The organism is Nonomuraea sp. NPDC050022, from assembly GCF_044460705.1.
In the GTDB taxonomy this organism is placed as follows: Bacteria; Actinomycetota; Actinomycetes; order Streptosporangiales; family Streptosporangiaceae; genus Nonomuraea.
On sequence record NZ_JBITKE010000019.1, the window covers coordinates 185,971 to 208,022 of the forward strand.

Below are 22,052 nucleotides of genomic sequence, written 5' to 3' on the forward strand. Positions count from 1 at the left end.
CTGATCTGAGAACACCGGCCTTAGGTCAGGCGCCGGCCGTCTTCCGGGTGAGGGCGGCGTAGAGCTCCGGGTCGCTCGACGCCCGGACGATGAGCTCCGGCCGGAGCAGCTCGGTCTCACCCTGCTCGCCCTCAAGGACCCGGACGAGCTGGTGCAGCCCGCGGCGGCCCATCTCGTGCATGGGGGAGCGGACCGAGGTGAGCGGGACCGGCAGCTCGGCGGCGAGCGGGGTGTCGTTGAAGCCCACGACCGCGATGTCCGCCCCGACCCGCAGCCCGTGGTCGCGCAGCGCGCCGATCGTGCCGATGGCGCCGAAGTCGTTGACCACGAAGATCGCTGACGGGAGCGGGCCCGTCGCGAGCAGGCGTTCGGCCCCCTCGTGGCCGCCGCGCGCGTCGAAGCGCGAGTGCACGATCCGGTGCTCGGGGATCGTGAGCCCGGCCTCGCGGAATCTCTCGACGAAGCCGCTGGTGCGGTCGATGCCGGTGCTCGCGTACGGCTCGCCGGCGACGATCGCCACCTCCTCGTGCCCGAGGGCCAGCAGGTGTTCCGCGGCCATCCGGCCGCCGAGCCGGTCGTCGCAGACGACCGCCGGGTGCCGCCCGGCCCGCCGGTTGACCAGCGTGAACGGGACGCCGCGGGCGGCGACCTCGTCGAGGAAGCCCGTGTCCGCGTGCGCGTCGCCGAAGATCATGCCGTCGACGCGGCGGCCGAGGACCATCTCCGTACGGGTTCGCTGAACGTCGGGCAGGTCGCGCGTGTTGGTGACGAACGTCGACAGTCCGTGCTCGGCGGCGGCCTCCTCGATGCCCTCGTAAATGGTCGCGAGCACCACGTCGGACAGCCGGGGGACCAGCACGCCGATCAGATTGCTGCGCTGGGTGCGCAGGCTCATCGCGTGCGGATTGCGCTGGTAACCGAGCTCGTCGGCGAGCTTGCGGACGCGCTCCACAGTTGGGCTCGACGCCGCCCGCAGACCTTCGCCGGGCTTGGCGTGCAGCACTCGCGACACCGTGGAGACGTGCAGGCCGAGTTGGTCGGCGATCATCTGCAGCGTAACCGGCCGCGCCCTCTTCGCACCCAATGTCCCTCGGCTTCCGGCTGGGGTTTTCTTGATTTTAACGTGAAGTTCTTGACATCTCGTAGGCGCAGGTCAGATGCTACCAAACGTTTGGCGCAAACGTTTGGGTAACTGAGGAGGCCGTCGAGTGTCCAAGGTCATCGTCCTGTCCACAGGAGGGACCATCGCGACCCGCAGGGACGGGCAGGGGGTGGGTCTCGCCCAGGATCGGGCGGGCGAGCTGCTCGGCCGTCTCCCGGTCGACCCCGGGGTGGAACTCGTCGGGCGGGACGTGCTCTGCGCGGGCAGCTACCTGTTCACGCTCGCGGACATGCGCGAGGTCGCGCTGCGGACCCGCGAGGCGTTCACCGACCCCGACGTGCTCGGCGTCGTCGTCACCCACGGGACCGACGGCATGGAGGAGACGGCCTACCTGGTCGATCTGTTCCATGACGACCCGCGGCCGGTCGTGTTCACGGGGGCGCAGCTGCCGGCCGACGCGGTGGACGGCGACGGCCCGCGCAACCTCGCCGACGCGATCGCGGTGGCGGCCGGCGGCCGGGCCTGCGGGCTGGGGGTGCTGATCGGCTTCGACGGCCAGATCTTCGCCGCCTCCGGCACCCGCAAGACGCACACGCTCGCCTCGTCGGCGTTCTCCGCGCCGGACAGCGGGCCGCTGGGGCGCGTACGCGACGGCCAGGTGAACATCGTGATGACGCCCGCGCGGGCCAAGCCACTGGACCTCGACACCTTCGACCTCGACGGAGTCCGTACCGACATCGTGGCCCTCTACCCGGGCTGCGACACCGCCGCGCTGCGCGCGGTGGTCGACGCGGGCGCCACCGGGGTCGTCCTCCAGGCGCTGGGCGCCGGCAACGGCAACCCCCGGATCAGGGACGAGGTGGCCCGGATCACCGAGGCCGGCGTCGTTGTCGCCCTGTCCACCCGGGTCGACGCCGGGCCCGTCGCCGCGCTGTACGGCAACGGCGGTGGCGCGGATCTCGTCGAGGCCGGCGCCATCCCCACCGGAACCCTGCGCTCGCCGCAGGCGCGCGTCCTGCTGAGCGCGCTGCTCGGCGGCCATCGCGACCCGGCCCGGGTACGCGAGGAGCTGCGCGCGCGGACCTGGAATACCTCTGCGATCGAAAGGACGAAGTGACCATGCCCAAGGAGATTCTCGTCGCGTACGGCGTGGACGTCGATGCCGTCGCCGGCTGGCTCGGCTCGTACGGCGGGGAGGACTCGCCGTGCGACATCTCGCGCGGACTGTTCGCCGGTGAGGTCGGCGTCCCGCGGCTGCTGCGCCTGTTCGAGAAGTACGACCTGCGGACCACCTGGTTCATCCCCGGCCACTCCATCGAGACCTTCCCCGACCAGACCCGCCAGGTCGTGGCCGGCGGTCACGAGATCGGTGTGCACGGCTACTCGCACGAGAACCCGATCGCGATGAGCAGGGAGCAGGAGAGCGCGATCCTCGACCACTGCATCGACCTGGTGGAGAGGTACTCCGGCAGCAGGCCGACCGGATATGTCGCCCCGTGGTGGGAGTTCTCGCCCGTCACCAACGAGCTCCTGCTGGAGCGGGGCATCAAGTACGACCACTCGCTCATGCACAACGACTTCAGCCCGTACTACGTCCGCGTCGGCGACTCCTGGACGAAGATCGACTACTCCCGCCCGGCGGCCGAGTGGATGAAGCCGCTGGAGCGCGGTCAGGAGACCGACCTGGTGGAGATCCCGGCCAACTGGTACCTCGACGACCTCCCGCCGATGATGTTCGTCAAGGCCAGCCCGAACAGCCACGGCTTCGTCAGCCCGCGCCACCTCGAAGAGATGTGGCGGGACCAGTTCGACTGGGTCTATCGCGAATCGGACTACGCGGTCTTTACCATGACCATTCACCCCGACGTCTCGGGCCGGCCGCAGAGCCTGCTCATGCACGAGCGCCTCATCGAGTACATCAGCGGCCACGAGGGCGTGCGCTGGGTGACCTTCGACGAGATCGCCGACGACTTCAAGGCCCGCTCACCCCGGTAGCGGCCCCGCGCCTGTCCATGCCGGTCCGGTGATGACGCATGCGCGAAACCCCCCACTCTCTTTCTCCGAAAGGGCATCTCCATGACAACCACCTCATCGGGCATCCCGGAATCGGGCACCCGGCCCTTCCCACGTGTCGGGGTGCGGCAGACGCGCAAGGCCACGGTGATCGCGCTGTTCGCGTGGATCTTCGCGGTCTACGACTACATCATGTTCGGAACGCTGCTGCCGGAGATCTCCGGCCAGTTCCAGTGGTCCCCGGCGCAGGCGTCACTGATCTCCACGCTGATCTCGGTGGGGACGGCGATCGTCGTCCTCGGCGTGGGGCCGCTGGTCGACCGGCTGGGCCGCCGTAAGGGCATGATCATCACCGTGTCGGGCACGGCGCTGGCCTCGGCGGTCTCGGCCGCCACGATGAACGCCGCCTACCTGGTCGGTGTGCGCTCCATCGGCGGGCTCGGGCTCGCCGAGCAGTCGGTCAACGCGACGTACCTCAACGAGATCTACGCCGTCACCGAGGACGAGAAGATCAAGAAGCGCCGCGGCCTGATCTACAGCCTGGTCCAGGGCGGCTGGCCGCTCGGCACCCTGCTGGCCGCCGCGTTCATCGCGCTGTTCCTGCCGCTGGTCGGCTGGCGGGGCTGCTTCCTGCTGGCGACGTTCCCGGCCATCGTGATCGCGCTCCTGCGGCGCGGCCTGCGCGAGACGCCGCAGTTCGAGCTGCAGCAGAAGATGGACCGGATGCGCAAGGAGGGCCGTACGGAAGAGGCGGCCGTCCTCGCCCGCGAGTACGGCGTGTCCGAGGGCAAGTCGGCGCCGTTCCTGGAGATCTTCCGCGGGTCGGCGCTGCGCAACACGCTCGTCCTCGGATTCGCCTGGTTCGTCAACTGGTTCGGCATCCAGGTGTTCAGCGTGCTCGGCACGACGGTCCTCACCCAGGGCAAGAACGTCAGCTTCACCAACTCCCTGCTCATGTTCATCGTGATCAACGCGGTCGCCTACGTCGGCTACGTCTTCCACGGCTGGGCCGGGGACCGGTTCGGGCGGCGCAACGTGATCGCGTTCGGCTGGATGGCGTCCGGCGTCATCTTCGCGCTCATGCTGCTGGTCGCCAGCGGCACCTTCGCCGTGGTCGTGCTGTACTCGCTAGGCATGTTCTTCCTGGTGGGGCCGTACTCGGCGATGCTGTTCTTCATGGGCGAGTGCTACGACACCCGCTGCCGCGCCACGGGGACCTCGTTCATCAACGCGATCAGCCAGCCGGGCGCCATCGCGGCCGGCGCGATCATCACCGCGATGCTGGTCGCGGGCTCGGACTGGAACCAGGGCGCGCTGCTGGTCGGCGCGCTGGGCACGTTCTTGTCGGGATTCGTGATGTTCGGCGCGCGGAAGGTGCCCGCGCTGTGACCGCTCGCGACATGGACGGACGGGTTGCCGTTATTACCGGTGCCGCCAGCGGGATCGGCCGCGCGCTGGCCGTCTCGTACGCCGCCCATGGCGTCCGTACGGTCATCGGCACCTTCCCCGGCGACCCGCACGACCCCGCCGAGACCCTCCGCCAGGTGGAGCAGGCCGGTGGCGCGGGCGTGGTGCACGAGGTCGACGTACGGGACGCCGCGCAGGTGGAGGCGTTCGCCCAGCGCGCGCTTGACGAGTGGGGCCGCCTCGACATCGCGGTGGCCAACGCCGGAGTGCTGCGCCGGGCCCCGCTCGCGGAGCTCACCGACACGGCCTGGGACGACATGCTGCAGGTCGACCTGACCGGCGTCCTGCGCACCTTGCGCTCGGCGGCCGCCCGGATCTCCGGTCCCGGCGCGATGGTCGCCGTGTCCTCCATCGCGGGCGGCGTGTACGGCTGGGGCGAGCACGCCCACTACGCCGCCGCGAAGGCCGGGGTGCTCGGCCTGTGCCGGAGCCTCGCGGTGGAACTCGCCCCCCGGCAGATCCGCGTCAACTCGGTCATCCCCGGCCTCATCGAAACCCCGCAGTCGTCCGACCCGGTGAACTCACTCGGCCCCGACGGCCTGGCCCGAGCCGGACAGGACATCCCGTGGGGCCGGGTGGGCCGGCCGTCGGAGGTAGCCTCCGTCATCCGGTTCCTCACCTCGGCCGACGCCGGCTACATCACCGGCCAGAACATTGTCGTCGACGGCGGGCTCACGGTCCGCATGCCCGCCTGAGGAGGAACCGCATGCCCGCCCAGGAGTCCGCGCCCGCCCCGGAACTCGGGTCCACTTCGGAACCCTTTTCCGCCTCGGCAGCCACGCCCGCCCCGGAACTCGGGTCCACTTCGGAACCCTTTTCCGCCTCGGCAGCCACGCCCGCCCCGGAAGATCGGCCCGCCCGGGAACACCGCCCCATCCCGGTATATCGGCCCGCCCTGGAACACCGGACCGCGCTGATCACCGGTGGCGCGAGCGGCATCGGCCGCGCGATCGCCGAGGCGTACCTCCGTGAGGGAGCCCAGGTCGTCCTGGCGGACCTGGACGCCGAGCGCGCGGCCACCGACATCGGGGCGGCCGGGCACGTCGCAGTCGATGTCAGCGATCCCGGCTCCGTCGCCGGGGCCGTGGCAGGCGTGCTGGACCGGTTCGGCCGGATCGACGTCCTGGTCAACTCCGCCGGCATCCTCACCGAGGCGCCGCTGGTCGAGATGGACCCGAAGGTGTGGGCGGAGACGATCGCGGTCGACCTCACCGGGGTCTTCCTGTGCTGCCGTTACGTCGTGCCGCACATGGTCGAGCGGCGCTGGGGACGGGTGATCAACATCGCCTCCCAGCTCGGCATCAAGGGCGGCCGCTCGCTCAGCCACTACGCGGCGGCCAAGGCCGGGGTCATCGGGCTCACCAAGTCGCTCGCGCTCGAGGTCGCCGAGCACAACGTACTGGTGAACGCGATCGCACCCGGTCCCATCGAGACCCCACTGGTGGCCGGGATCACCGAGGAGTGGAAGGCTGCCAAGCGGGCGGAGCTGCCCCTGGGCCGGTTCGGCCGCCCGGAGGAGATCGCGCCGACGGCGGTCCTGCTCGCCAGCGACCCCGGCGGCAACCTCTACGTCGGCCAGACCCTGGGCCCCAACTCCGGCGACGTCATGCCGTGATCCATGTGGCGAGCCTTTGGGAAGAGCGAATGGCTGATGTGCGGCGCGTGCGGGCCGGGAGAGCCTACTGATGTGTGGGCGGGGTGGTGATGGCTGATGTGCGGTGCTTGCGGTGAACGCGGGGACACGGACTGGGCGCGGCCCTGGGTGGCGGGGCCGGGCGCCCGTGCGGCGGTGGCTCGCGCGGTGACCCGGGTGCGGCCGTCGCCTGGGGTGCGGGTCTCGCCTTCCGGTGGTGGCTGGCTCGCCGCCCGTCCCACCGGTGGCGCCGTGGTCTGCGCGACGCTCGGCGAGCTGGTCGCGGCGGTAGGCTCCACCTCCGGCACCGCCTCCGGGCCGGATTCGGGCCGCTCCTTGGGCGGCGAGGTGACCGGTATGCCAGGTTCCGCGTCGTCCGGCTGCGCCACCGGGCCGGACCTGGGCCAGCCCTCGGGCGGCGAGATGGCCGGTGCGATAAATTCCGTGTCGTTCGGCTCGATCACCTGGCTCGACCCGGCGCACGCCTCGGGGCGGTTGTCGGTCCCGGCGGCGGACGGCCGTATGGGGATCGTCCTGCGCGTAGACCCCCTCGCGCCGCCAAGCCCCGCCCTTGGTGCTGCGGTGGCCGACGTAGCCGCGCCGGACGAGGCGGCCGTCGTGGTGGTGCCGGACGACGCGGCGGCGCTGGCCGTACTGGCCGAACTGGCCACGCCGACATGGCTGCGACGGCTCTACCTGGAGCGCGTCGAGGGAGTGAGCGCGCCGTGGGGCCGGCCGTTGGACGGCCCGTCCGTGCCGCCGCCCCGATCCGCGGCGCTTGCCGCCGATGCGGTCGTCAGGCTCGAATGGGCGCGGCAGGCGGGCCGGTTCGACGACACGGCCTTCGCCCTGAGCTGCCCTCTCGACGACGACGCGGTGCTGCTGGACGTGGAGATCCGCGCCGGTCACGTGGTCCGCGCCCGTACGCGACCGTACGGACGCCTGGAGGTCAGCGGTTCAGGAGCGTACTGAGCCGGGGGGCGTACGTGGCGTGGAAGACCAGCGACGCGGCGCCGATCGCGGCGGCGTCGGCGGCGATGGGGGAGGTCTCGACTTGGACCGTGTGGAGGCGGCGGGCCAGGGGCCGGGTGGCCACGGCCGCCGCGACCACCCGACGGTAGACGTCCGCGACCTCGTGCATCGCCGGACCACCCAGCACCAGCAGGTCGATGTCGAGCATGTTGACGATGCTCACGGCGGCGTCGGCGAGCCGGGCCGCGACCTGGCCGATGACCGTACCGGCGAGGGGATCACCGGCCGCGGCCGCCGCGCAGATCGCCGCGTGGTCGAGCCCCTTGGCGGTCAGTGTGCTCTCGGCGCCCTCGGCCAGCCGCGCCCGTACGGTCGCCTCGATCGCGCTCGGGCAGCAGACCGCCTCGACGCAGCCGCGGTTGCCGCAGTAGCAGTCGGGGCCGTCCGGCGCCACCGTGATGTGGCCGAACTCGCCGGCGTTGAGGGATCGGCCGCGGTAGATCTGGTTGTCGAGGAACAGCCCGCCGCCGATGCCGGTCCCCAGATACAGGTAGGCGAAGCTCGGCGCGGCCCGTGCCACCCCGGCCCAGCGCTCGCCGATCGCCGCCGCCGTGGCGTCGTTGTCGGAGGTCACCGGGAAGCCGGCGTGCTGCTCCAGCAGGCGTTTGATGGGCACGTGGTCCCATCCGGTCAGGCGCGGCGGGACGTTCATGATGCCCTCGGCGTCGAGCGGTCCGGGACAGGCCAGGCCGATGCCCAGCACCTTGCGGTCGGGTACGTCCGCTTCGCGCAGCACCCTGCGGGCGGTGCGGGCCATCTGGCGGATGACCGCGTCGGGCGCGAGACCGGGCCGTACGGCGGTGTGCAGCTTGGCGACCGGCTGCCCGGCCAGGTCGGCCAGCACGTACGAGATCTCGCCGGGATCGAAGTGGATGCCGACGGCGTAGCCGGCGGTCGGGTCCACCCGCAGGATCGTGCGCGGTTTGCCGCCCCGGGACGGGAGCGAGCCGTCCTCGATGACGAGACCTTCCTCCAGGAGCCGCCGCACGATGACGGACACGGTCTGGGCGGTGAGCCCGGCGCGCCCGGCGATCTGGACGCGGCTGATGCCGTCCGAGACCTGGATCGCCTCCAGGACGACGGCCCGATTGAAATGGCCTACTTTCGGGAGATTTGTCCCTTTCTGCATGTATGACTGCTCCCCGTGTTTTTGGGCTTCCGTCGTTGACTTAATAAATCAAAAAGATTTACCGTCTCGTCAAGTCAGTTCTGTGGGCCGGTGAGAAGGAGTCCCATGAGACGAGCGATGGTGGCCTCGATCCTGACAGTCGCGTTAGCCGCCACGGCCGGCGCATGTGGTGCGGACACGCCGCAGAAGAGCGCCAACGGGGCCAAGGAAATCGAAGTCCTCTACAAGGTGGAACCCTCCTGGCCGCACCTGGAGAAAATGCTCAAACAGGCCAAGACGCAGTACGAAGCCGCGCACAAGGGCGTGACGATCAAGCTGACCGCGGTCCAGGGCGGCAACGAGGTCTACTACACCAAGCTCGCCCTGCTGAACCGCTCGGCCGAGTCGGCTCCGGACGTGTACCTCCACGACACCTTCCAGGTCAACGCCGACGTCGCCGCCGGCAAGCTGGCCCCGCTCGACGACTACCTGAAGACGTGGCCCGATTGGGCCACCCAGTATCCCGACTCGGTCAAGCAGGCCGCCAAGGGCCCCGACGACAAGATCTACGGTGTGCCGATCAGCACCGACACCCGAGGGCTCTGGTACAGCAAGGACATTTTGACCAAGGCCGGCATCCAGCTGCCGTGGCAGCCCAAGACCTGGGCGGACGTGCTGACCGCGGCCCGCGCGATCAAGCAGAAGGTGCCGGGCGTCGTCCCCTTCAGCATGTACTCCACCAAGCCGCACGGCGAGGCCGCCACCATGCAGGGCTTCGAGATGCTGCTCTACGGCACCCCCGGCGGCACGCTCTACGACGACACCCAGAAGAAGTGGGTCTCCTCCGGCAAGGCGTTCACCGACTCGCTCGCCTTCATCAACACGATCTACCGCGAGGACCTCGGCCCGAAGAAGGCCGACGCGTTCAACCCCAAGCTGGGGGAGAAGATCGGGCTCGACTGGTTCCCCAACGGCAAGATCGGCATCGACCTCGACGGGGCCTGGATGTCGGGCAGCTGGCGGCCCACCAGCACCAAACCGTGGCCGCAGTGGGCCGAGAAGATGGGCTGGACCGCCATGCCGACCCAGAACGGTCAGGCGCCCGGCGCCGTCAGCATGTCGGGCGGCTGGGTCATGGCGATGAGTTCCTACGCCAAGGACAAGAAGGACGCGTGGGACTTCATCGCCACGGCGACCAACAAGGACAACACGCTGCTGTACTCCGTCGGCACGGGTGACCTCGCCCCACGCAAGGACGTGGCCGCAGACCCGAAGTACACCGCTGACAACCCGAGCGTGAAGTTCTGGTCCGATCTGGCGTCGGTCACGCACTACCGCCCGGCGTACGAGGTCTATCCGAAGGTCTCGGCCGAGGTGCAGAAGGTCATGGAAGCGATGACGACCGGCTCCAAGACCCCGGAGGCGGCGGCCAAGGAGTACGCCGACGCGCTGCCCGGTGTCGTCGGCGGCCCGGACAAGGTGATCCCCGGCTCATGACCGTCACGTCCGTGACGCCGCCACGGCTGGCCGGCTCCCCTGACAAGGGGGAGCCGCGCCGGCGGGCCCGGCGCACCCTGCGCTGGCTGCTGCCGCTCGGGCCCGCCCTGATCATGTTCGTGATCTTCATGGTCGGGCCCATCCTGTGGAGCGTCTACATCGCCTTCACCAACGAGACGCTGACCGGCGCCGCGTCGGTGAACTCGCAGTTCATCGGCGTGGACAACTTCGTCAAGATGTTCAGCGACGAGGACTTCCGCAACTCCCTCCTGCTGACCTTCGTCTTCGTGATCGGCTCGGCCGTCATCGGGCAGAACACCCTCGGCCTGATCATCGCGCTGCTCCAGCGGGGCCGGGGACGAGCGGTCAGGAGCGTGGTCAACGGCATCGTCATCGCGGCCTGGGTGGTGCCCGAGGTGGTCGCGGCGGCGTGCTGGTACTCCTTCCTGGCCGAGGAGGGCACGCTCAACGAGGCGCTCGCCGCCTTCGGTTTCTCCCAGGACTGGCTCTACAGCGCGCCCATGATCGCGATCATCCTGGCCAACGTGTGGCGCGGCACCGCATTCTCCATGCTGGTCTACTCCGCCGCGCTGTCGGACGTACCGGGGGAGCTGCTGGAGGCGGCGGCGGTGGACGGGGCGAGCACCTGGCGGCGGCTGGTGCACATCACCCTGCCGCTGATCCGCCGCTCGATCCTGTCGAACCTCATGCTGATCACGCTGCAGACCCTGGCCAGCTTCGGCCTGATCTACGCCCTCACCGGCGGCGGTCCTGGCACGGACAGCCAGACCACCCCGCTCTACATGTACGAGCAGGCGTTCCGCTACTTCGAGATCGGCTACGGCAGCGCGATGGCCCTGGTGATGCTGGTCATCGGCGCCGCGTTCTCCCTCGTGTACCTGCGATTGATCAAGGTGGATACCTGATGACGCGCCTGGCCGCCCGTGGCGCGGCACTCATCTCACTCGCGGTGATCGCGCTGGCCTTCCTCGGGCCGTTCCTGTGGGTGCTCCTGGCCTCGCTGCAACCCGACGCCAACCTGGCCGCGCAGCCGACCTTCCAGTTCTCGCTCAAGAACTTCAGCGCGGTGCTGACCTGGGAGACCATCTACCACCCGATCATCAACTCGATCCTCATCTCCGGCAGCACGGCGATCCTCACCGTGATCGTCGCCGGGCTCGCCGCCTACCCCCTGTCCCGCTACACCCTGCGCTTCAAGCGGCATTTCATGCTGACGCTGCTGTTCACGACCGGCCTGCCGGTCACGGCGATCATGGTGCCGGTCTACTCGATGTTCTTCCGGTTCAACCTGTACGGGTCGATCCCGGCCATGGTGCTGTTCCTGGCCGCCAGCTCGCTGCCGTTCTCCATCTGGATGATGAAGAACTTCATGGACGGCGTCCCGGTGAGCCTGGAGGAGTCGGCCTGGGTCGACGGGGCCGGCTGGGTGCAGTCGCTGCTCAGGATCGTCGGGCCGCTGATGGCGCCCGGAGTGGCGGTCGTGGCCATCTTCGTCTTCGTCGGCCAGTGGGGGAACTTCTTCGCCCCGTTCGTCCTCCTCGACACGCCGGAGAAGCAGCCGGCGGCGGTGACCATCTACACCTTCTTCTCCCAGTACGGGCAGGTCGCCTACGGTGAGCTGGCCGCCTTCTCGATCATCTACACGACCCCGGCCGTGGTCCTCTACGTCGCCGTGAACAAGTACCTGGCCGGTTCCTTCAGCTTCGCCGGATCAGTGAAGGGCTGAGCGCCTTGGTGAAGAGCTGAGCACCACCGCTCAGTGAAGGGCTGAGCGGCGTTCCCAGTACGCGGAGACGACCCTGGTGTGCAGCGGGAAGGCCAGCTCCCGCGGCTCGCCCATCACCGACCACTCCATGGTCTCGGCCGTCGGCACCATCGGCGGCAAGGCGGCCGAGACGGTCGGCGGTGCCAGGCCGAAGACCAGCAGGGTGCCGTCAGGAGCGCTGTGCGCGTCGAACAGCCGCACGCGGTCCGCGTCGACGACGACGGCCGTCTCCTCGTACAGCTCCCTGGCGGCGGCCTGCTGCCAGCTCTCGCCGACGTCGATGAACCCGCCGGGCAGGGCGAGCTCGCCCCGGTGCGGCTCGATGCCGCGCCGGACCACCAGCAGGCCGTCGTCCACGGGCAGCAGCAGCACCGCGACGGGCAGCGGGTTGAGGTAGGCGGTGTTGCCACAGCTTGCGCAGGCCCGCGGCCACGCCTGGTCGGGTGCGAACGCCTGGCCGCAGAAGGAACAGTGCGAGTTCTTGATCGGCATGGGGTGAGACTACGACGGTCCGTCGTGGCTGGGGTCCTTAGGGGCCGGGGGAGAAGACGGTCCGTCGTGGCCGGGGTCCTTGGGGGGTATCCCTTCGGGACTAGCGATGCCGGTCGAGGGCCTTGACTACCAGCTTGGCCGTACGGTCGGCGGTGGTGAACCCCGGCTGCCGGCCCGTGTGGTAGACGATCACCCAGACGTTCGACAGGCGGAACGAGATCTGAGTCCGGTAGATCGTGTCCACGACGGATTCGCCCCTGGTGAAGCTGTACGCCTCGTCGCCCACGTCCGGGCCGTTGCGGACCTTGGTCCCCGGGTAGCGTTTCGGCTCCTCCTTCATGGTCTTGACCTCCTGCTTCTGGGTCAGGCGCGCGACCGAGGCGTCTCGCAGGCGGTTCGCCGTGACGCTCACGAACGCGCCGTTGTCGGACCGGGTCCACATGCAGGCAGTGCCTGTCTGGTACTGGCGTTTCACCGCGCCGCCGAGTAGTGAGCGCGCCTGGGCGTTGGTCAGCAGGCCACACGCTTCGAAGTCGCGCCCGAACAGCGCCTGGGCGGCCCCCGTCGAGCGGGACGTCGGGGCCGGGGTGGAGGTGTCGCCGATCGTTTCGCTGAAGGTGGCGGTGAAGTTCGGCAGGACCCGCACCAAGACCACCACCCCTGCGGCCAGGGCCAGCACGACCGCCAGCCCGGCGCCCAGGAGGATGAGGGGCACGCGGCTGCGCCTGGGCACAGCGCCGGCCTGGGTCCGCTCGCGGTGCAGGGCCGGGTCGGTTCCGGCCGTCCCGGACGAGGGTCCCGTCCTGGGCGAGGGTCCCGTCCTGAACGAGGGTCCAACGGGCGCCGGGCCCACCTCCGACGGAGCTGGCACGGTGCCCTGGGCGATGGCGTTCAGCCAGTCGGCCGCCTGGCCGGCGGCGCAGCGCCGTACCGGATCCTTCTCCAGGATCGCGGCGAGTACGGGGGCGAGCGGGCCGGCCAGCCGGGCGGGGGCGGGCGGCTGCATGAGCACGGCCGCCATCACGGCGGCCTGGTTGGCGCGGGCGAACGGCGGCCCGCCCTCCACCGCCGTGAACAGCGTGGCGCCGAGCGACCACAGGTCGGCGAGCGGGCCGTCGGTCTCGCCGCGCAGGCGCTCGGGGGCGATGTAGCCGGGGGAGCCGGTGAGCAGGCCGGTCTGGGTGAGCGCGGCGTCCCCGGCGACGGTCGCGATCCCGAAGTCGGTCAGCAGCACCCGTCCGTCGTCGGTGAGCATGACGTTGGCCGGCTTGACGTCCCGGTGCAGTACGCCCGACGCGTGCGCGGCGCCGAGCGCGCCGAGCATCTGGAGGCCGATCCAGGCCACCTGGCGCGGGGGCAGCGGGCCGTTGGTGCGTACGGCCTGGTCGAGGGAGCGTCCGCGGACCAGCTCCATGACGATCCACGGCCGGCCGCCGTCGAGGACGACGTCGTGTACGGTGACGATCGACGGGTGGGAACGCAGCCGCGCCGCGGCCCGCGCCTCGCGTAACGTGCGTTCGGCCAGCTCAGTACGTGCCGCCTCGTCGAGGTCCGGAGGCAGCCGGACCTCCTTGACGGCCACTTCCTGCCGCAGCAGTTCGTCCATCGCCCGCCAGACGGTGCCCATGCCACCCTGGCCGAGCTGCGACAGCAGCCGATAGCGGCCCGCGAGCAGCGTCACCGGACCGCCGCGCTTCGCGCACGTCCAGACGTGTTCTCGGTCCCGGGGCCGCCCACTGCTTCCTCCGCTATCGGGCCTATGCGGACAGAAGTGATATTAGGGGTCCGTGCTGCCGCGTGGGCACTTACTGCGGAGTCGCGCCGGTTCGACTGCCGCCTTCAAAAGGGCCTCCGCTTCGCTCCGGGCGTCCTCCCAGGCGGGCTGACGCCCGCCCCCTGAAGGGCCTCGCTACGCTCGGACCGCCTTCCAAGCACGCTTCGCCTGGTCGGCTGGTTGGAGCGGACTGAGCACGGCGGCAACTCATCGAAACCGGCACCAACTCAGCCTGTATCCCCGAGACCGACCCGTGGGGGATGCCTCCTTGTTGGGCCGTCAACGTCGCCAAGCCATACACGCTGCCAGCTTGGAGTGACAGTCAATCCGAAGCTGGATTGATGAGGAGAGCCTGCTGTCAACGGCCGATTGCGTGTGGGTCTGACCCCCAGGCGGCGATGAGGTGGGGGTCGCGTTGGTGATCGTAGCGGCCTGGGACCCGTCAACCCGCTGCGGGTGCCGCCGTGGGCGCACCTGACGGGGCTTGGTCGAGCGCGTGACGGCGGACGCCGCGGATCAGCAGGTAGCCGACCATCCAGAGCTCCCCTACGGTCGCGGGGACGGTGAGAGCGTCTGCGATGCCCTGTGCGCCGGGGGCGAGGTATCCGACGAACGCGCTGAGCAGGTAGCCGATGCCGCCGCCGATGAGAATCCAGCCGAGCGGGCGGGGCATCCAGCCCGAGCGGAGCACGCACGAGCCCATGGGGATGAGCCACAGGCCGAAGAACACTGCTCCCACGCCCCACAGGTTGCCGCTGACCAGGTACAGGACCTGGACGACGGCCGCTGCGTCGCCGATCGGGGCGAGCGCGACCTGGACCGCTGTGGCGAGCAGCGCCGCGCTGGAGAGAATCGCGACCGCGTTGATGAGGCCGAGGGCGGCGATACCGCCGGCGGCAAGCGGGTGTGCGGTGCGGAACAGGCGGTAGAACCATGTCGCTGTGAGGGCTTGGGTGACGACGATGAGCAGCTCTAAGGCGACCCCGGCGCGGGCGAGCGATTCGTGGTCGACCAGGTGGGCGAGCGTCGCACCGGGGTCGCCGGCCGTGAAGAGCTGCGGCCGGATGAGCAGGAAGCCCAGTGCGCCGGTGACGGCGAGGCCGAGGTAGAGCAGCCCGGTCGTGCGGGCGGTGCGGATCAGCGCGTGCATGGTGGCTCTCCTTGCGGGCCGTGTCGGCGCGGCGGCCAGCGACAGATCGACTGTGCGCCTTACCTCGTAAGGTAGCTTACGATGTAAGACGCCGACAAGGGGGTGGAAGGCCGATGGCAGCGAAGGCATTCCGCGAGCCGCTCAGCCGCGAGCGCGTGCTGGCGGATGCGGTCGTCCTGGCGGATGCGGAGGGGACCAAGTCGCTGACGATGCGCCGCCTCGCCGCCGACCTCGATGTCGAGGCCATGTCGCTCTAGCCTTCCAAGAAACGCTTCGCCTGGTCGGCTGGTTGGAGCGGACCACGGCGGGGCAGCCCCGATCAATGTGGAGACGTACGCGACTTAGCGGAAAAGTCGCAGAACCCTCTCGGCCTGGCGGTCCAGGGTGCCCATCGGGTTATCTGGCGGTCCAGGGTGCCCATCGGGTTATGAGGTGTCGCCGGCCCATCGGGGCCGAGCTGGAGAAACCAGCCCAGCGCGATCAGGCGGCGGAAGCCCCGCACCCGCTCGGCTTCCCCCGGGGCCAGGTCGATGTGAGCCAGCAGTTGCTCGGCGTCCAGGGCGCCGTCGATGCGGGAGATGTGCTCGGTTACCTCGCCAAGTTCGAAGGCGCGATCGCTGCGGCCGGAGTCTTCCCAGTCAATAAGCCGCAAGCGTCGCTCGTGTCCGTCCCACAGCAGGTTCGCGTGGTTGCCATCCGCTAGCCCGAGGACAGGCGGATGGGGGTTCGTCACGAGCTGGTCAGGATCGCTGGATGCCAGCCAGGCGGATCCCGCTTGGAGGGCGTGCCGCACAAGGGGGTTCGCGCCGAGGTCGGGTCGCTTGTCGGCCCAGACGCGGGCTTTGTTCAGAGCTGCGGCGGGCCCCCAGGAGGCGGGGGCGACTCCTTCCACCACCCGAGTAGGGATTGCCTGGTGCAATCGGTTCACGGCGGTGGCCATCGCGCTGACCTGCTCGTCCGTGGCATGCTCGCCGCGCAGGACACGGCCGGGCAGCCTGGTCATCACGATCGTGGGTGGGTGAGCGTCGAGTGCGGCGTCCAAAGGCGTGGGTGCGAGGTCAGGCGCGTGTTCGGCGAGCAGTGTGAGTGCAGCCCACTCCCGGTGGGGCTCTCCTCGCCCCCATGATGTGTAGCGCTTGATCACGACGTCGTCGCTGAATTCGAGGCTGTGAGTGCATCGGCCAGCCGTCATGTGCTCGCGTCGCCCTTTCTGTTCCTCAGACCCGAGGACAAGAACGGTCACGTCCAGCAAAGGGAAGGAAAGGGCTTGAGACTACCGCAGGTCGCGGCCCTGTTCTCAGCTCTGCTAACCAAGCCCAAGTTCATGGTCCACGCGGCTTCGGGATTCTCATACTTCATCTGACATGCCCGGAAATCAGTGCGCTCCACATGGCATTTGCCACATGGAAGGACCAGCGTTCACTCTCATGAATGACGGCCTTCCCGGCCCGGAGAGCTGTCCTGCGAATGAACCGCAACCCGCCGAGCGCGATCAGTTCGTAAAAGACCTCATCGCAGTCGCAGGTCCACTGCATTACTCGGCCGTCCGGCTCACCCCCGCGTGGAGCGTTCCATGCCAGCTCCTCGTAGCGCGACTGGACAGCGGACACGTGCGGCGCCGTGCAATGAGGGGGAAACTGCCAGGGGCCGAGTACCCAGTTCGCCTCTTCACCTCAGGCCCTCTGCGCGCGACCCCGGCCATCACGCCTTCCCCGGCGAAGACAGGCACGGCCTGACCCGTGAACGTCTCCGCCCAGACCGCGCGCTGCCCCGCGCCCAACAGGCGCACGCCCCACTTGAGCGCGATCTGCTCGACCAGCCACAGACCGCGCCCGTGACAGTCGTCATCGCCGGACGCGCGCGATCGAGGAACGGTGTTCGCCCCGTCGTCGGTCACCTCGATGCGAACGATCTCGGCATCAACGGCGACGACCTCCACCGTCATCACCCCACCATGCAGCCCCGAAGCGGTATGAATCAGCGCGTTGCTGGCCAACTCACTCACGATCAACTGCACATCCTCCACGACCCGATGCCCTGCCGCTGCCAGCATCTCCCCGACGCAATGACGAGCCACCGCCACCGACTGCGCCACCCCCGGCAACACGACTTCACCAAGAAACCGCTCGTTCACCGCGCCACCTCCCAGAACCTGCGTAGCCGCGTTCATGTCGTACGCATCCACTCATCGACCCCGACCGTGACCCCACGTGAAGATTCACTGCTGACCTCTCAAAGCCGCTCTCACGTACAGAAGACCCCGCGCTGTGCGTATGGCGATGAACGGTTCAACCGTCGATGGACACTCCACCGCGTGAGACAGCCCGAATTGCGACAGATCCCATTAAAGTCGCACTAAGTTTATAAATAGCTACTCTTCGTAGTCGAATTTACGCATAAAAGACCCCTCCTCCGGTTGGTCATTGAGCAGACGTGCGGCGAGTTGATGTGCGACGTCGATTCAGCGGCAACACTCATGCGCACGTGTGAGCACGTGCATAGTGTGCAGTCGTTTCCAGAGTTTTGGCAACTGCCATTCAAGCGGAATCTGCCATGAGTAAGTCAGTTGCTACCTTTATCTCACTGATTCACCCTTGGCGTGGGAGACTGCTGCTGCCGCACCGAGAGGATGATCGTGTGACAAGCCAGAGCCCTACCGTCCGGCGTCGGCGATTGGCCGCAGAGCTTCGCCGTCTCCGTGAACAGCGCGGACTGAGCATTGACCAGGTCTCTGCCGCCGGGAACTGGCATGCAACGAAGCTGAGCCGCATGGAAACCGGGCGCCGTGGAGCGTCAACGGCGGATGTGCGTACGCTCTTGAAGCTCTACAAGGTTCCGGAAACGGAAGCCGAGGCATTGCTTACCCTGGCCCGCGAAGCTCGGGAGAGGGGATGGTGGGAGGCATATCGGGACGTGTTGCCACCCCGGCATTCAACCTACATCGGCCTCGAAGCAGATGCGGCGTCGGTGCGCAACTACGAGAGCCTGCTTGTCCCGGGTCTTCTCCAGACGGCGCGTTATGCGCGAGCGGTAATCGGCGCGGGCTTGAGAGGGGCTTCTGAAGACGAGGTAGAGAGTCGCGTCGCGGTCCGCCTGGCTCGCCAATCACTTCTCCGAGAAGGTCGACTTCACCTGTCCGCGATCGTCGATGAGGCAGCCATCCGACGACTGGTTGGCGACCGCTCTGTCATGGAGGAGCAGATCGATCACATCGCGGAGATGTCCAAACTCGCCAACGTGTCATTCCAGGTCATTCCCTACTCGGCAGGGGCACACCCAGGTATGACCGGCTCGTTCTCAATCTTGGAATTTCCCCCCGAGACCGACGCGGACGTGGTCTACATCGACTCGGCGGCGGGAGATCTCTTCGTGGAACGGGAATCCGAAGTGTCTCGATATACACTAGATTTTGGCAACCTTCAAGAGATTGCGGCGAGTCCAACCGATTCCGTTCGGTTCATCTCAGACTCCCAAGGGGTAGGTAGCGATGCACGACGAGCTTGATCTGACGCAAGCACGCTGGCGAAAGAGTTCGCTGAGCAGTGCCAATGGACAGTGTGTGGAGATCGCCCGAGTTGGCGATCATGTCGCCGTCAGGGATAGCAAGAACCCTAGCGGCCCGAGTCTTGTCTTCAACTCCGGTGAATGGAAGGCGTTCATCGGAGGAGCCAAGAATGGGGAGTTCGACCTCCCGCGATGTGATAAATCCGCCAAGGGAAGACGCACATAATGCCGCGCCCCTGGCGCGGGCCGAGGCAGGGGAATGGTCAGGCGGAGCAGCGTGTGACGGGCGTCGCAGGGGTGCTGATAACCCTGACCTATAGTTCCTGGTCAGTCGCTCACCCGAGAGAGCTGACAGGTCTGTGGCGGTAGATCACGACTGAATGTAGAGCCTGGTTCTGGGGTTCAAGGGGGTTGCGGGCTGAGGCGTCGGGGACGAACTGAGCTGGTTTGGGCCGGGACTCAGTAGTAGGCCAGGTTCACGGCCAGGGCAGCCGCCGCCAGCGTGAAGAACACGGACCAGGCGCCGAAGTGGTGGTCACGAGCCCGCAGATGTACGCAGAACGCGCCGAGGAAGTACAACACGAGGCCGGCGGCGGCGAGTAGGCCCAGCATCGGAACGGCGAACCCGGCCAGCAGTCCCAGCGAGCCCGCCGCCAGCATCATGCCCAGCGGGAGCATCCAGGAACGGGGCACGCGAAGCTGGTCCGCCTGCTTCTTGGGGTATTCATGGCCGATGAGGTTGGCGATGGCGGCCAGGCCGACGACGGCCGAGGCGAGGAGAGTGATCACGAGGTAGGCGGCGAACACGATGGTCCCCTTGTCCGTGCGAGTGATAGGCCGGTTGCGCACTACACGGACGAGATGAGCTGCCGGGAACGTGACATGCCCGGCGTGCGATATGGGTCATGGCTCCGTCGGTCGACGCCAGGGATGGCGTCACATCGGTTGAGCGCCAGGTGCATGAGGTGGTGAAGGTCGCCCACCTGTGGTGCCAACGGGCTGGTCAGACCGCGTTGGCGGGGGTCCACGACCATGTCCACATCGCTCGCCGGCGCCTGTCGGGCTCGCATGTCGGCGTACCCCTGATCGTGCAGAGGACGGCTTATCAGGCAATTCCGGCCGGATGGTCCCAAGACTCCGACTGGCTTCAACGGTCGGCGTTGGTCACATAAAGATCGCAGACGAAGTCGAGGGATTCTTTCGGGCGGCCTCGAGGACCTGCTGGCCAGATTGAGCGACATGAACAGAGAAGCTGCGCCATCTTGAAGTAGCTGATCAGGGTGGTGGCGTGAGGGCCGTTCGGGTGCTCGGGCTGGTGGTGGGCGGCAGCCTGAGGTGTAGATCGTCTGGCAGGGTTGGTTTTGCGGGTTCCGAAGCTCGATCGCCGGTTACCGGAAAGTCATATTCAGCGCGGTACAGCTCCGTCCTGCCAGCGGTAGAGGTCGCGCAGCAGGGAAATCTCGGCGCCGTGATGGATCAGCTCCCTGTTGACGTGCAGGACGATGCCCTCCATGGGAAACTGCTCGGGACCCACCGGGGGCGGATTCTCCAGGTCAGCGTCCGAGAGCTCGCGGACCCCCGCGTTCCATCTCCCATACATGTCATCGAGCTGCTTTAGCGCCTCGTCAGCGGTCCCCGCGTAGGCGAATGTCTGGGAGTCGACGTCCTGGCCGCCGAAGTGCCATCCGACCCGATAGCCGAGGCAGGAGACGATGATGTGCGCCAGCCGCCATGCAATCGTGGTCACCGGCGCCGGCACCGGGGCGGGGGACGCGGAGTCCATCATCCATTCCCCTGAACCTGCCGACATCGGTGTGGCCGACGTGTCACATGGGCGGATGCTCCAGCAGTCGCGCACCGGCTCCCAGAAGTACTCCTCATCTGCAAGACCGTCCAGCCGCGGCCGCAGGTTCTTGTGCCAGTGCCGGTCCAGCTGGTCCGCGAGTCGCTCGCTTCTTGTCATTTCGGCACACTACAGACAACGGAGACCTGGCTGCGACCACCAGCCTGCCGTACCGAACCCCGCCGCATCACCCTCGAAGGATTGACGAAGTCGATCACTTAGCATGATCACCATGCATCGCAGTCGTGTGTACGCCCTCCTGATCGACACCCCCACGCCGGAGGCTGAGGCGGCGGCCGCGTTCTGGGCTGCGGCGCTGGGGGCCACGGCTCGTCCGCTGCCTTCCGAGGAGCAGTTCATCTCGCTGCACGGTGCCTTGCCCGAGCCCGGCCCGCTCGTGGCCGTGCAGTCGGTCGACGACGCGCCCCGCTTCCACGTGGACATCGAGACCGACGACGTCGAGGCGGAGACCCGGCGCCTGCTCTCCCTGGGCGCGAGTGAGGTGGCGCGGTGGCAGGAGTGCCGTACCCTGCGCGTCCCCGGCGGGCATCTCATGTGCGTGCTGCCTGTGGAGAGCGACCGCGCGGTGTTCGAGTCCGAGGCCAAGACCTGGCCCTGAGTCTGCCGCTGGTAGACCAGGCGGGTGGGGGCCGGAGTGGGCGTCTCGACTGTCGATGGCCTGTGACAGTGCACGAGGCGAAGGCGTGCTCAGGGGCTGGGCCGAATATGTGATGCGCGCCGTGCCGGTCGGCCCGTACGGTTGCGCCCATGCCGACGACTGGCTCGCCTCTGTCCGCGTATCCCCCGCTGAACGTGCAGGTGCACACACCTCGGCTGTCCTTGCTCGGGGCGACAGATGAGCTCCTAGAACGCCTGGTCCCGACGGTGCGCAAGGGTGTGGCCGTCAAGCCCCCGTGGCCCTTCGACGATCCGATGTCCCTCTATGCGGACAGCCCGGAGCGCGAGTGGGGTTGGCTGCGGGCGGTGTGGCGTGGCCGGGGCCAGGTCAGTGAGAGCCTGTGGCGCCTGTACTTCGTCGTAGTCGTCGACGGCGAACCGGTGGGCATGCAGGATCTGATCGGCCGCGACTTCGCCGCGTTCGGCACGGTCACCACATTCTCCTGGCTCAGCCCGGACGTTCGGGGCGGCGGCCTGGGCAAGGAGATGCGGCAGGCAGTGCTGCAGCTGGCTTTCGACGGGCTCGGGGCCCGTGAGGCGGGCAGCGATGCCTTCGTCGACAACCACGCCTCGAACCGCGTTTCGCAGGCACTGGGTTACGTGCCGAACGGCGTCGACTGGGACACCCGGCGCGGCGAGCCGGCAGAGATCAGGCGGTGGCGGCTGACCCGGGAGCAGTGGATCAAGCGACGGCGCGACGACATCGAACTCGTCGCCGTCGGCGACTGCCTGCCAGTCCTCGGGATTGGCCCACCACCAGCCGACTGACCAACAAACCTTCCAGGGAGGGTGTGACTCCTCCCGTCGGAAGCGCTGATTGGCAAGTTCGCTGATGGGGGCTGTGGCCGGGGTGACGTCCTTCTACCGCGGCTCGTGCTCGGGTGGAGGAGTTGGAGTCCCGGATCGCGGAGTTGACCGCTCGTCTGGAGGTCGAGCGGGAGGCGTGGTCGCGGCTGCGGGTGACGCGGGAGAC

Annotated in this window: 23 protein-coding genes; 14 read left to right on the top strand and 9 right to left on the bottom strand. The window is 68.4% G+C overall.

Features of this window, described 5'->3' with window-relative positions; all coding sequences use genetic code 11:
• Nucleotides 1–25 precede the first annotated feature (25 nt).
• Complete coding sequence (locus tag ACIBO2_RS53670; RefSeq protein WP_358536069.1) at nucleotides 26–1,048, bottom strand: substrate-binding domain-containing protein; 1,023 nt, start codon at nucleotides 1,046–1,048, stop codon at nucleotides 26–28.
• Between the two features lie 160 nt (nucleotides 1,049–1,208).
• Here ACIBO2_RS53670 and ACIBO2_RS53675 point away from each other — a divergent pair, with 160 nt between their 5' ends.
• The 6 genes from ACIBO2_RS53675 (at nucleotide 1,209) to ACIBO2_RS53700 (ending at nucleotide 7,187) form a co-directional block, all read left to right on the top strand.
• A complete protein-coding gene (locus ACIBO2_RS53675; RefSeq protein ID WP_358536071.1) occupies nucleotides 1,209–2,219 on the top strand; it encodes an asparaginase in 1,011 nt (336 codons plus the stop codon).
• 2 nt (nucleotides 2,220–2,221) lie between these two features.
• Nucleotides 2,222–3,097 (top strand): polysaccharide deacetylase, encoded by an 876-nt coding sequence (locus ACIBO2_RS53680; protein WP_358173837.1) that lies wholly within the window; start codon nucleotides 2,222–2,224, stop codon nucleotides 3,095–3,097.
• An 81-nt stretch (nucleotides 3,098–3,178) separates the two neighbouring features.
• Nucleotides 3,179–4,504, top strand: coding sequence for an MFS transporter (locus tag ACIBO2_RS53685; protein WP_358536073.1), 1,326 nt, complete (start codon nucleotides 3,179–3,181; stop codon nucleotides 4,502–4,504).
• Nucleotides 4,501–5,277: an SDR family NAD(P)-dependent oxidoreductase gene (locus tag ACIBO2_RS53690; RefSeq protein WP_397304924.1), complete on the top strand. Its 777-nt coding sequence runs from the start codon at nucleotides 4,501–4,503 to the stop codon at nucleotides 5,275–5,277. Before ACIBO2_RS53685 ends, ACIBO2_RS53690 begins: the two co-directional genes overlap by 4 nt.
• An 11-nt stretch (nucleotides 5,278–5,288) precedes the next feature.
• Nucleotides 5,289–6,197 carry an SDR family NAD(P)-dependent oxidoreductase gene (locus ACIBO2_RS53695; protein WP_397304925.1) on the top strand — a complete coding sequence of 303 codons (909 nt, stop codon included), beginning with the start codon at nucleotides 5,289–5,291 and terminating at the stop codon, nucleotides 6,195–6,197.
• Nucleotides 6,198–6,293: 96 nt separating this feature from the next.
• Nucleotides 6,294–7,187 (top strand): hypothetical protein, encoded by an 894-nt coding sequence (locus ACIBO2_RS53700; protein ID WP_397304926.1) that lies wholly within the window; start codon nucleotides 6,294–6,296, stop codon nucleotides 7,185–7,187.
• Here the strand turns inward: ACIBO2_RS53700 and ACIBO2_RS53705 are convergent.
• A complete protein-coding gene (locus ACIBO2_RS53705; protein ID WP_397304927.1) occupies nucleotides 7,165–8,376 on the bottom strand; it encodes an ROK family transcriptional regulator in 1,212 nt (403 codons plus the stop codon). The genes ACIBO2_RS53700 and ACIBO2_RS53705 overlap by 23 nt on opposite strands.
• A 105-nt stretch (nucleotides 8,377–8,481) precedes the next feature.
• Here ACIBO2_RS53705 and ACIBO2_RS53710 point away from each other — a divergent pair, with 105 nt between their 5' ends.
• The 3 genes from ACIBO2_RS53710 to ACIBO2_RS53720 are packed head-to-tail and all read left to right on the top strand — an operon-like array spanning nucleotide 8,482 to nucleotide 11,599.
• On the top strand, nucleotides 8,482–9,852 hold the full coding sequence (locus ACIBO2_RS53710; RefSeq protein ID WP_358536083.1) for an extracellular solute-binding protein: 1,371 nt from the start codon (nucleotides 8,482–8,484) through the stop codon (nucleotides 9,850–9,852).
• Nucleotides 9,849–10,778 carry a carbohydrate ABC transporter permease gene (locus ACIBO2_RS53715; protein ID WP_397304928.1) on the top strand — a complete coding sequence of 310 codons (930 nt, stop codon included), beginning with the start codon at nucleotides 9,849–9,851 and terminating at the stop codon, nucleotides 10,776–10,778. The genes ACIBO2_RS53710 and ACIBO2_RS53715 overlap by 4 nt, the downstream gene beginning before the upstream one ends.
• Nucleotides 10,778–11,599, top strand: coding sequence for a carbohydrate ABC transporter permease (locus tag ACIBO2_RS53720; RefSeq protein ID WP_358429945.1), 822 nt, complete (start codon nucleotides 10,778–10,780; stop codon nucleotides 11,597–11,599). Before ACIBO2_RS53715 ends, ACIBO2_RS53720 begins: the two co-directional genes overlap by 1 nt.
• Nucleotides 11,600–11,629: 30 nt before the next feature.
• Here the strand turns inward: ACIBO2_RS53720 and ACIBO2_RS53725 are convergent, their stop codons facing one another.
• The 3 genes from ACIBO2_RS53725 to ACIBO2_RS53735 all read right to left on the bottom strand — a co-directional run bounded on the left by ACIBO2_RS53725 (nucleotide 11,630) and on the right by ACIBO2_RS53735 (nucleotide 15,054).
• On the bottom strand, nucleotides 11,630–12,130 hold the full coding sequence (locus tag ACIBO2_RS53725; protein WP_358536087.1) for an NUDIX domain-containing protein: 501 nt from the start codon (nucleotides 12,128–12,130) through the stop codon (nucleotides 11,630–11,632).
• 100 nt (nucleotides 12,131–12,230) lie between these two features.
• Entirely contained in the window at nucleotides 12,231–13,811 is a 1,581-nt protein-coding gene (locus tag ACIBO2_RS53730) for a protein kinase (RefSeq protein ID WP_358536089.1), read from the bottom strand.
• Nucleotides 13,812–14,346: 535 nt separating this feature from the next.
• Nucleotides 14,347–15,054: a DUF4386 domain-containing protein gene (locus ACIBO2_RS53735; protein ID WP_358536091.1), complete on the bottom strand. Its 708-nt coding sequence runs from the start codon at nucleotides 15,052–15,054 to the stop codon at nucleotides 14,347–14,349.
• A 113-nt stretch (nucleotides 15,055–15,167) separates the two neighbouring features.
• Between ACIBO2_RS53735 and ACIBO2_RS53740 the strand changes: the two genes are divergently transcribed.
• Nucleotides 15,168–15,311: a hypothetical protein gene (locus tag ACIBO2_RS53740; protein WP_358536093.1), complete on the top strand. Its 144-nt coding sequence runs from the start codon at nucleotides 15,168–15,170 to the stop codon at nucleotides 15,309–15,311.
• A 62-nt stretch (nucleotides 15,312–15,373) separates the two neighbouring features.
• Here the strand turns inward: ACIBO2_RS53740 and ACIBO2_RS53745 are convergent, their stop codons facing one another.
• Both ACIBO2_RS53745 and ACIBO2_RS53750 read right to left on the bottom strand, forming a co-directional pair.
• Nucleotides 15,374–16,297 (bottom strand): aminoglycoside phosphotransferase family protein, encoded by a 924-nt coding sequence (locus tag ACIBO2_RS53745; RefSeq protein ID WP_397304930.1) that lies wholly within the window; start codon nucleotides 16,295–16,297, stop codon nucleotides 15,374–15,376.
• A 291-nt stretch (nucleotides 16,298–16,588) separates the two neighbouring features.
• Nucleotides 16,589–17,239, bottom strand: coding sequence for an ATP-binding protein (locus ACIBO2_RS53750; protein WP_397304931.1), 651 nt, complete (start codon nucleotides 17,237–17,239; stop codon nucleotides 16,589–16,591).
• A 368-nt stretch (nucleotides 17,240–17,607) separates the two neighbouring features.
• Here ACIBO2_RS53750 and ACIBO2_RS53755 point away from each other — a divergent pair, with 368 nt between their 5' ends.
• Nucleotides 17,608–18,558: a helix-turn-helix domain-containing protein gene (locus ACIBO2_RS53755; protein WP_397304932.1), complete on the top strand. Its 951-nt coding sequence runs from the start codon at nucleotides 17,608–17,610 to the stop codon at nucleotides 18,556–18,558.
• Nucleotides 18,542–18,784: a DUF397 domain-containing protein gene (locus ACIBO2_RS53760; RefSeq protein ID WP_397304933.1), complete on the top strand. Its 243-nt coding sequence runs from the start codon at nucleotides 18,542–18,544 to the stop codon at nucleotides 18,782–18,784. The genes ACIBO2_RS53755 and ACIBO2_RS53760 overlap by 17 nt, the downstream gene beginning before the upstream one ends.
• 233 nt (nucleotides 18,785–19,017) lie before the next feature.
• On the opposite strand, the gene ACIBO2_RS53765 is transcribed toward ACIBO2_RS53760, so the two are convergent.
• Both ACIBO2_RS53765 and ACIBO2_RS53770 read right to left on the bottom strand, forming a co-directional pair.
• Nucleotides 19,018–19,407 carry a DoxX family protein gene (locus ACIBO2_RS53765; protein ID WP_358536105.1) on the bottom strand — a complete coding sequence of 130 codons (390 nt, stop codon included), beginning with the start codon at nucleotides 19,405–19,407 and terminating at the stop codon, nucleotides 19,018–19,020.
• 556 nt (nucleotides 19,408–19,963) lie between these two features.
• Nucleotides 19,964–20,521 (bottom strand): DinB family protein, encoded by a 558-nt coding sequence (locus ACIBO2_RS53770; RefSeq protein ID WP_397304935.1) that lies wholly within the window; start codon nucleotides 20,519–20,521, stop codon nucleotides 19,964–19,966.
• A gap of 112 nt (nucleotides 20,522–20,633) precedes the next feature.
• Between ACIBO2_RS53770 and ACIBO2_RS53775 the strand changes: the two genes are divergently transcribed.
• On the top strand, nucleotides 20,634–21,020 hold the full coding sequence (locus ACIBO2_RS53775) for a VOC family protein (protein WP_358536109.1): 387 nt from the start codon (nucleotides 20,634–20,636) through the stop codon (nucleotides 21,018–21,020).
• A gap of 149 nt (nucleotides 21,021–21,169) precedes the next feature.
• Complete coding sequence (locus tag ACIBO2_RS53780; protein ID WP_358536111.1) at nucleotides 21,170–21,847, top strand: GNAT family protein; 678 nt, start codon at nucleotides 21,170–21,172, stop codon at nucleotides 21,845–21,847.
• The last annotated feature ends 205 nt before the right edge of the window (nucleotides 21,848–22,052 follow it).

Coding starts and splice junctions, on each gene's coding strand:
- ACIBO2_RS53770 (WP_397304935.1), bottom strand. CDS start 20,521: ATGACAAGAAGCGAGCGACTCGCGGACCAGCTGGACCGGCACTGGCAC.
- ACIBO2_RS53775 (WP_358536109.1), top strand. CDS start 20,634: ATGCATCGCAGTCGTGTGTACGCCCTCCTGATCGACACCCCCACGCCG.
- ACIBO2_RS53685 (WP_358536073.1), top strand. CDS start 3,179: ATGACAACCACCTCATCGGGCATCCCGGAATCGGGCACCCGGCCCTTC.
- ACIBO2_RS53715 (WP_397304928.1), top strand. CDS start 9,849: ATGACCGTCACGTCCGTGACGCCGCCACGGCTGGCCGGCTCCCCTGAC.
- ACIBO2_RS53710 (WP_358536083.1), top strand. CDS start 8,482: ATGAGACGAGCGATGGTGGCCTCGATCCTGACAGTCGCGTTAGCCGCC.
- ACIBO2_RS53735 (WP_358536091.1), bottom strand. CDS start 15,054: ATGCACGCGCTGATCCGCACCGCCCGCACGACCGGGCTGCTCTACCTC.
- ACIBO2_RS53725 (WP_358536087.1), bottom strand. CDS start 12,130: ATGCCGATCAAGAACTCGCACTGTTCCTTCTGCGGCCAGGCGTTCGCA.
- ACIBO2_RS53740 (WP_358536093.1), top strand. CDS start 15,168: ATGGCAGCGAAGGCATTCCGCGAGCCGCTCAGCCGCGAGCGCGTGCTG.
- ACIBO2_RS53755 (WP_397304932.1), top strand. CDS start 17,608: ATGAGTAAGTCAGTTGCTACCTTTATCTCACTGATTCACCCTTGGCGT.
- ACIBO2_RS53680 (WP_358173837.1), top strand. CDS start 2,222: ATGCCCAAGGAGATTCTCGTCGCGTACGGCGTGGACGTCGATGCCGTC.
- ACIBO2_RS53700 (WP_397304926.1), top strand. CDS start 6,294: ATGTGCGGTGCTTGCGGTGAACGCGGGGACACGGACTGGGCGCGGCCC.
- ACIBO2_RS53695 (WP_397304925.1), top strand. CDS start 5,289: ATGCCCGCCCAGGAGTCCGCGCCCGCCCCGGAACTCGGGTCCACTTCG.
- ACIBO2_RS53705 (WP_397304927.1), bottom strand. CDS start 8,376: ATGCAGAAAGGGACAAATCTCCCGAAAGTAGGCCATTTCAATCGGGCC.
- ACIBO2_RS53760 (WP_397304933.1), top strand. CDS start 18,542: ATGCACGACGAGCTTGATCTGACGCAAGCACGCTGGCGAAAGAGTTCG.
- ACIBO2_RS53780 (WP_358536111.1), top strand. CDS start 21,170: ATGCCGACGACTGGCTCGCCTCTGTCCGCGTATCCCCCGCTGAACGTG.
- ACIBO2_RS53720 (WP_358429945.1), top strand. CDS start 10,778: ATGACGCGCCTGGCCGCCCGTGGCGCGGCACTCATCTCACTCGCGGTG.
- ACIBO2_RS53670 (WP_358536069.1), bottom strand. CDS start 1,048: ATGATCGCCGACCAACTCGGCCTGCACGTCTCCACGGTGTCGCGAGTG.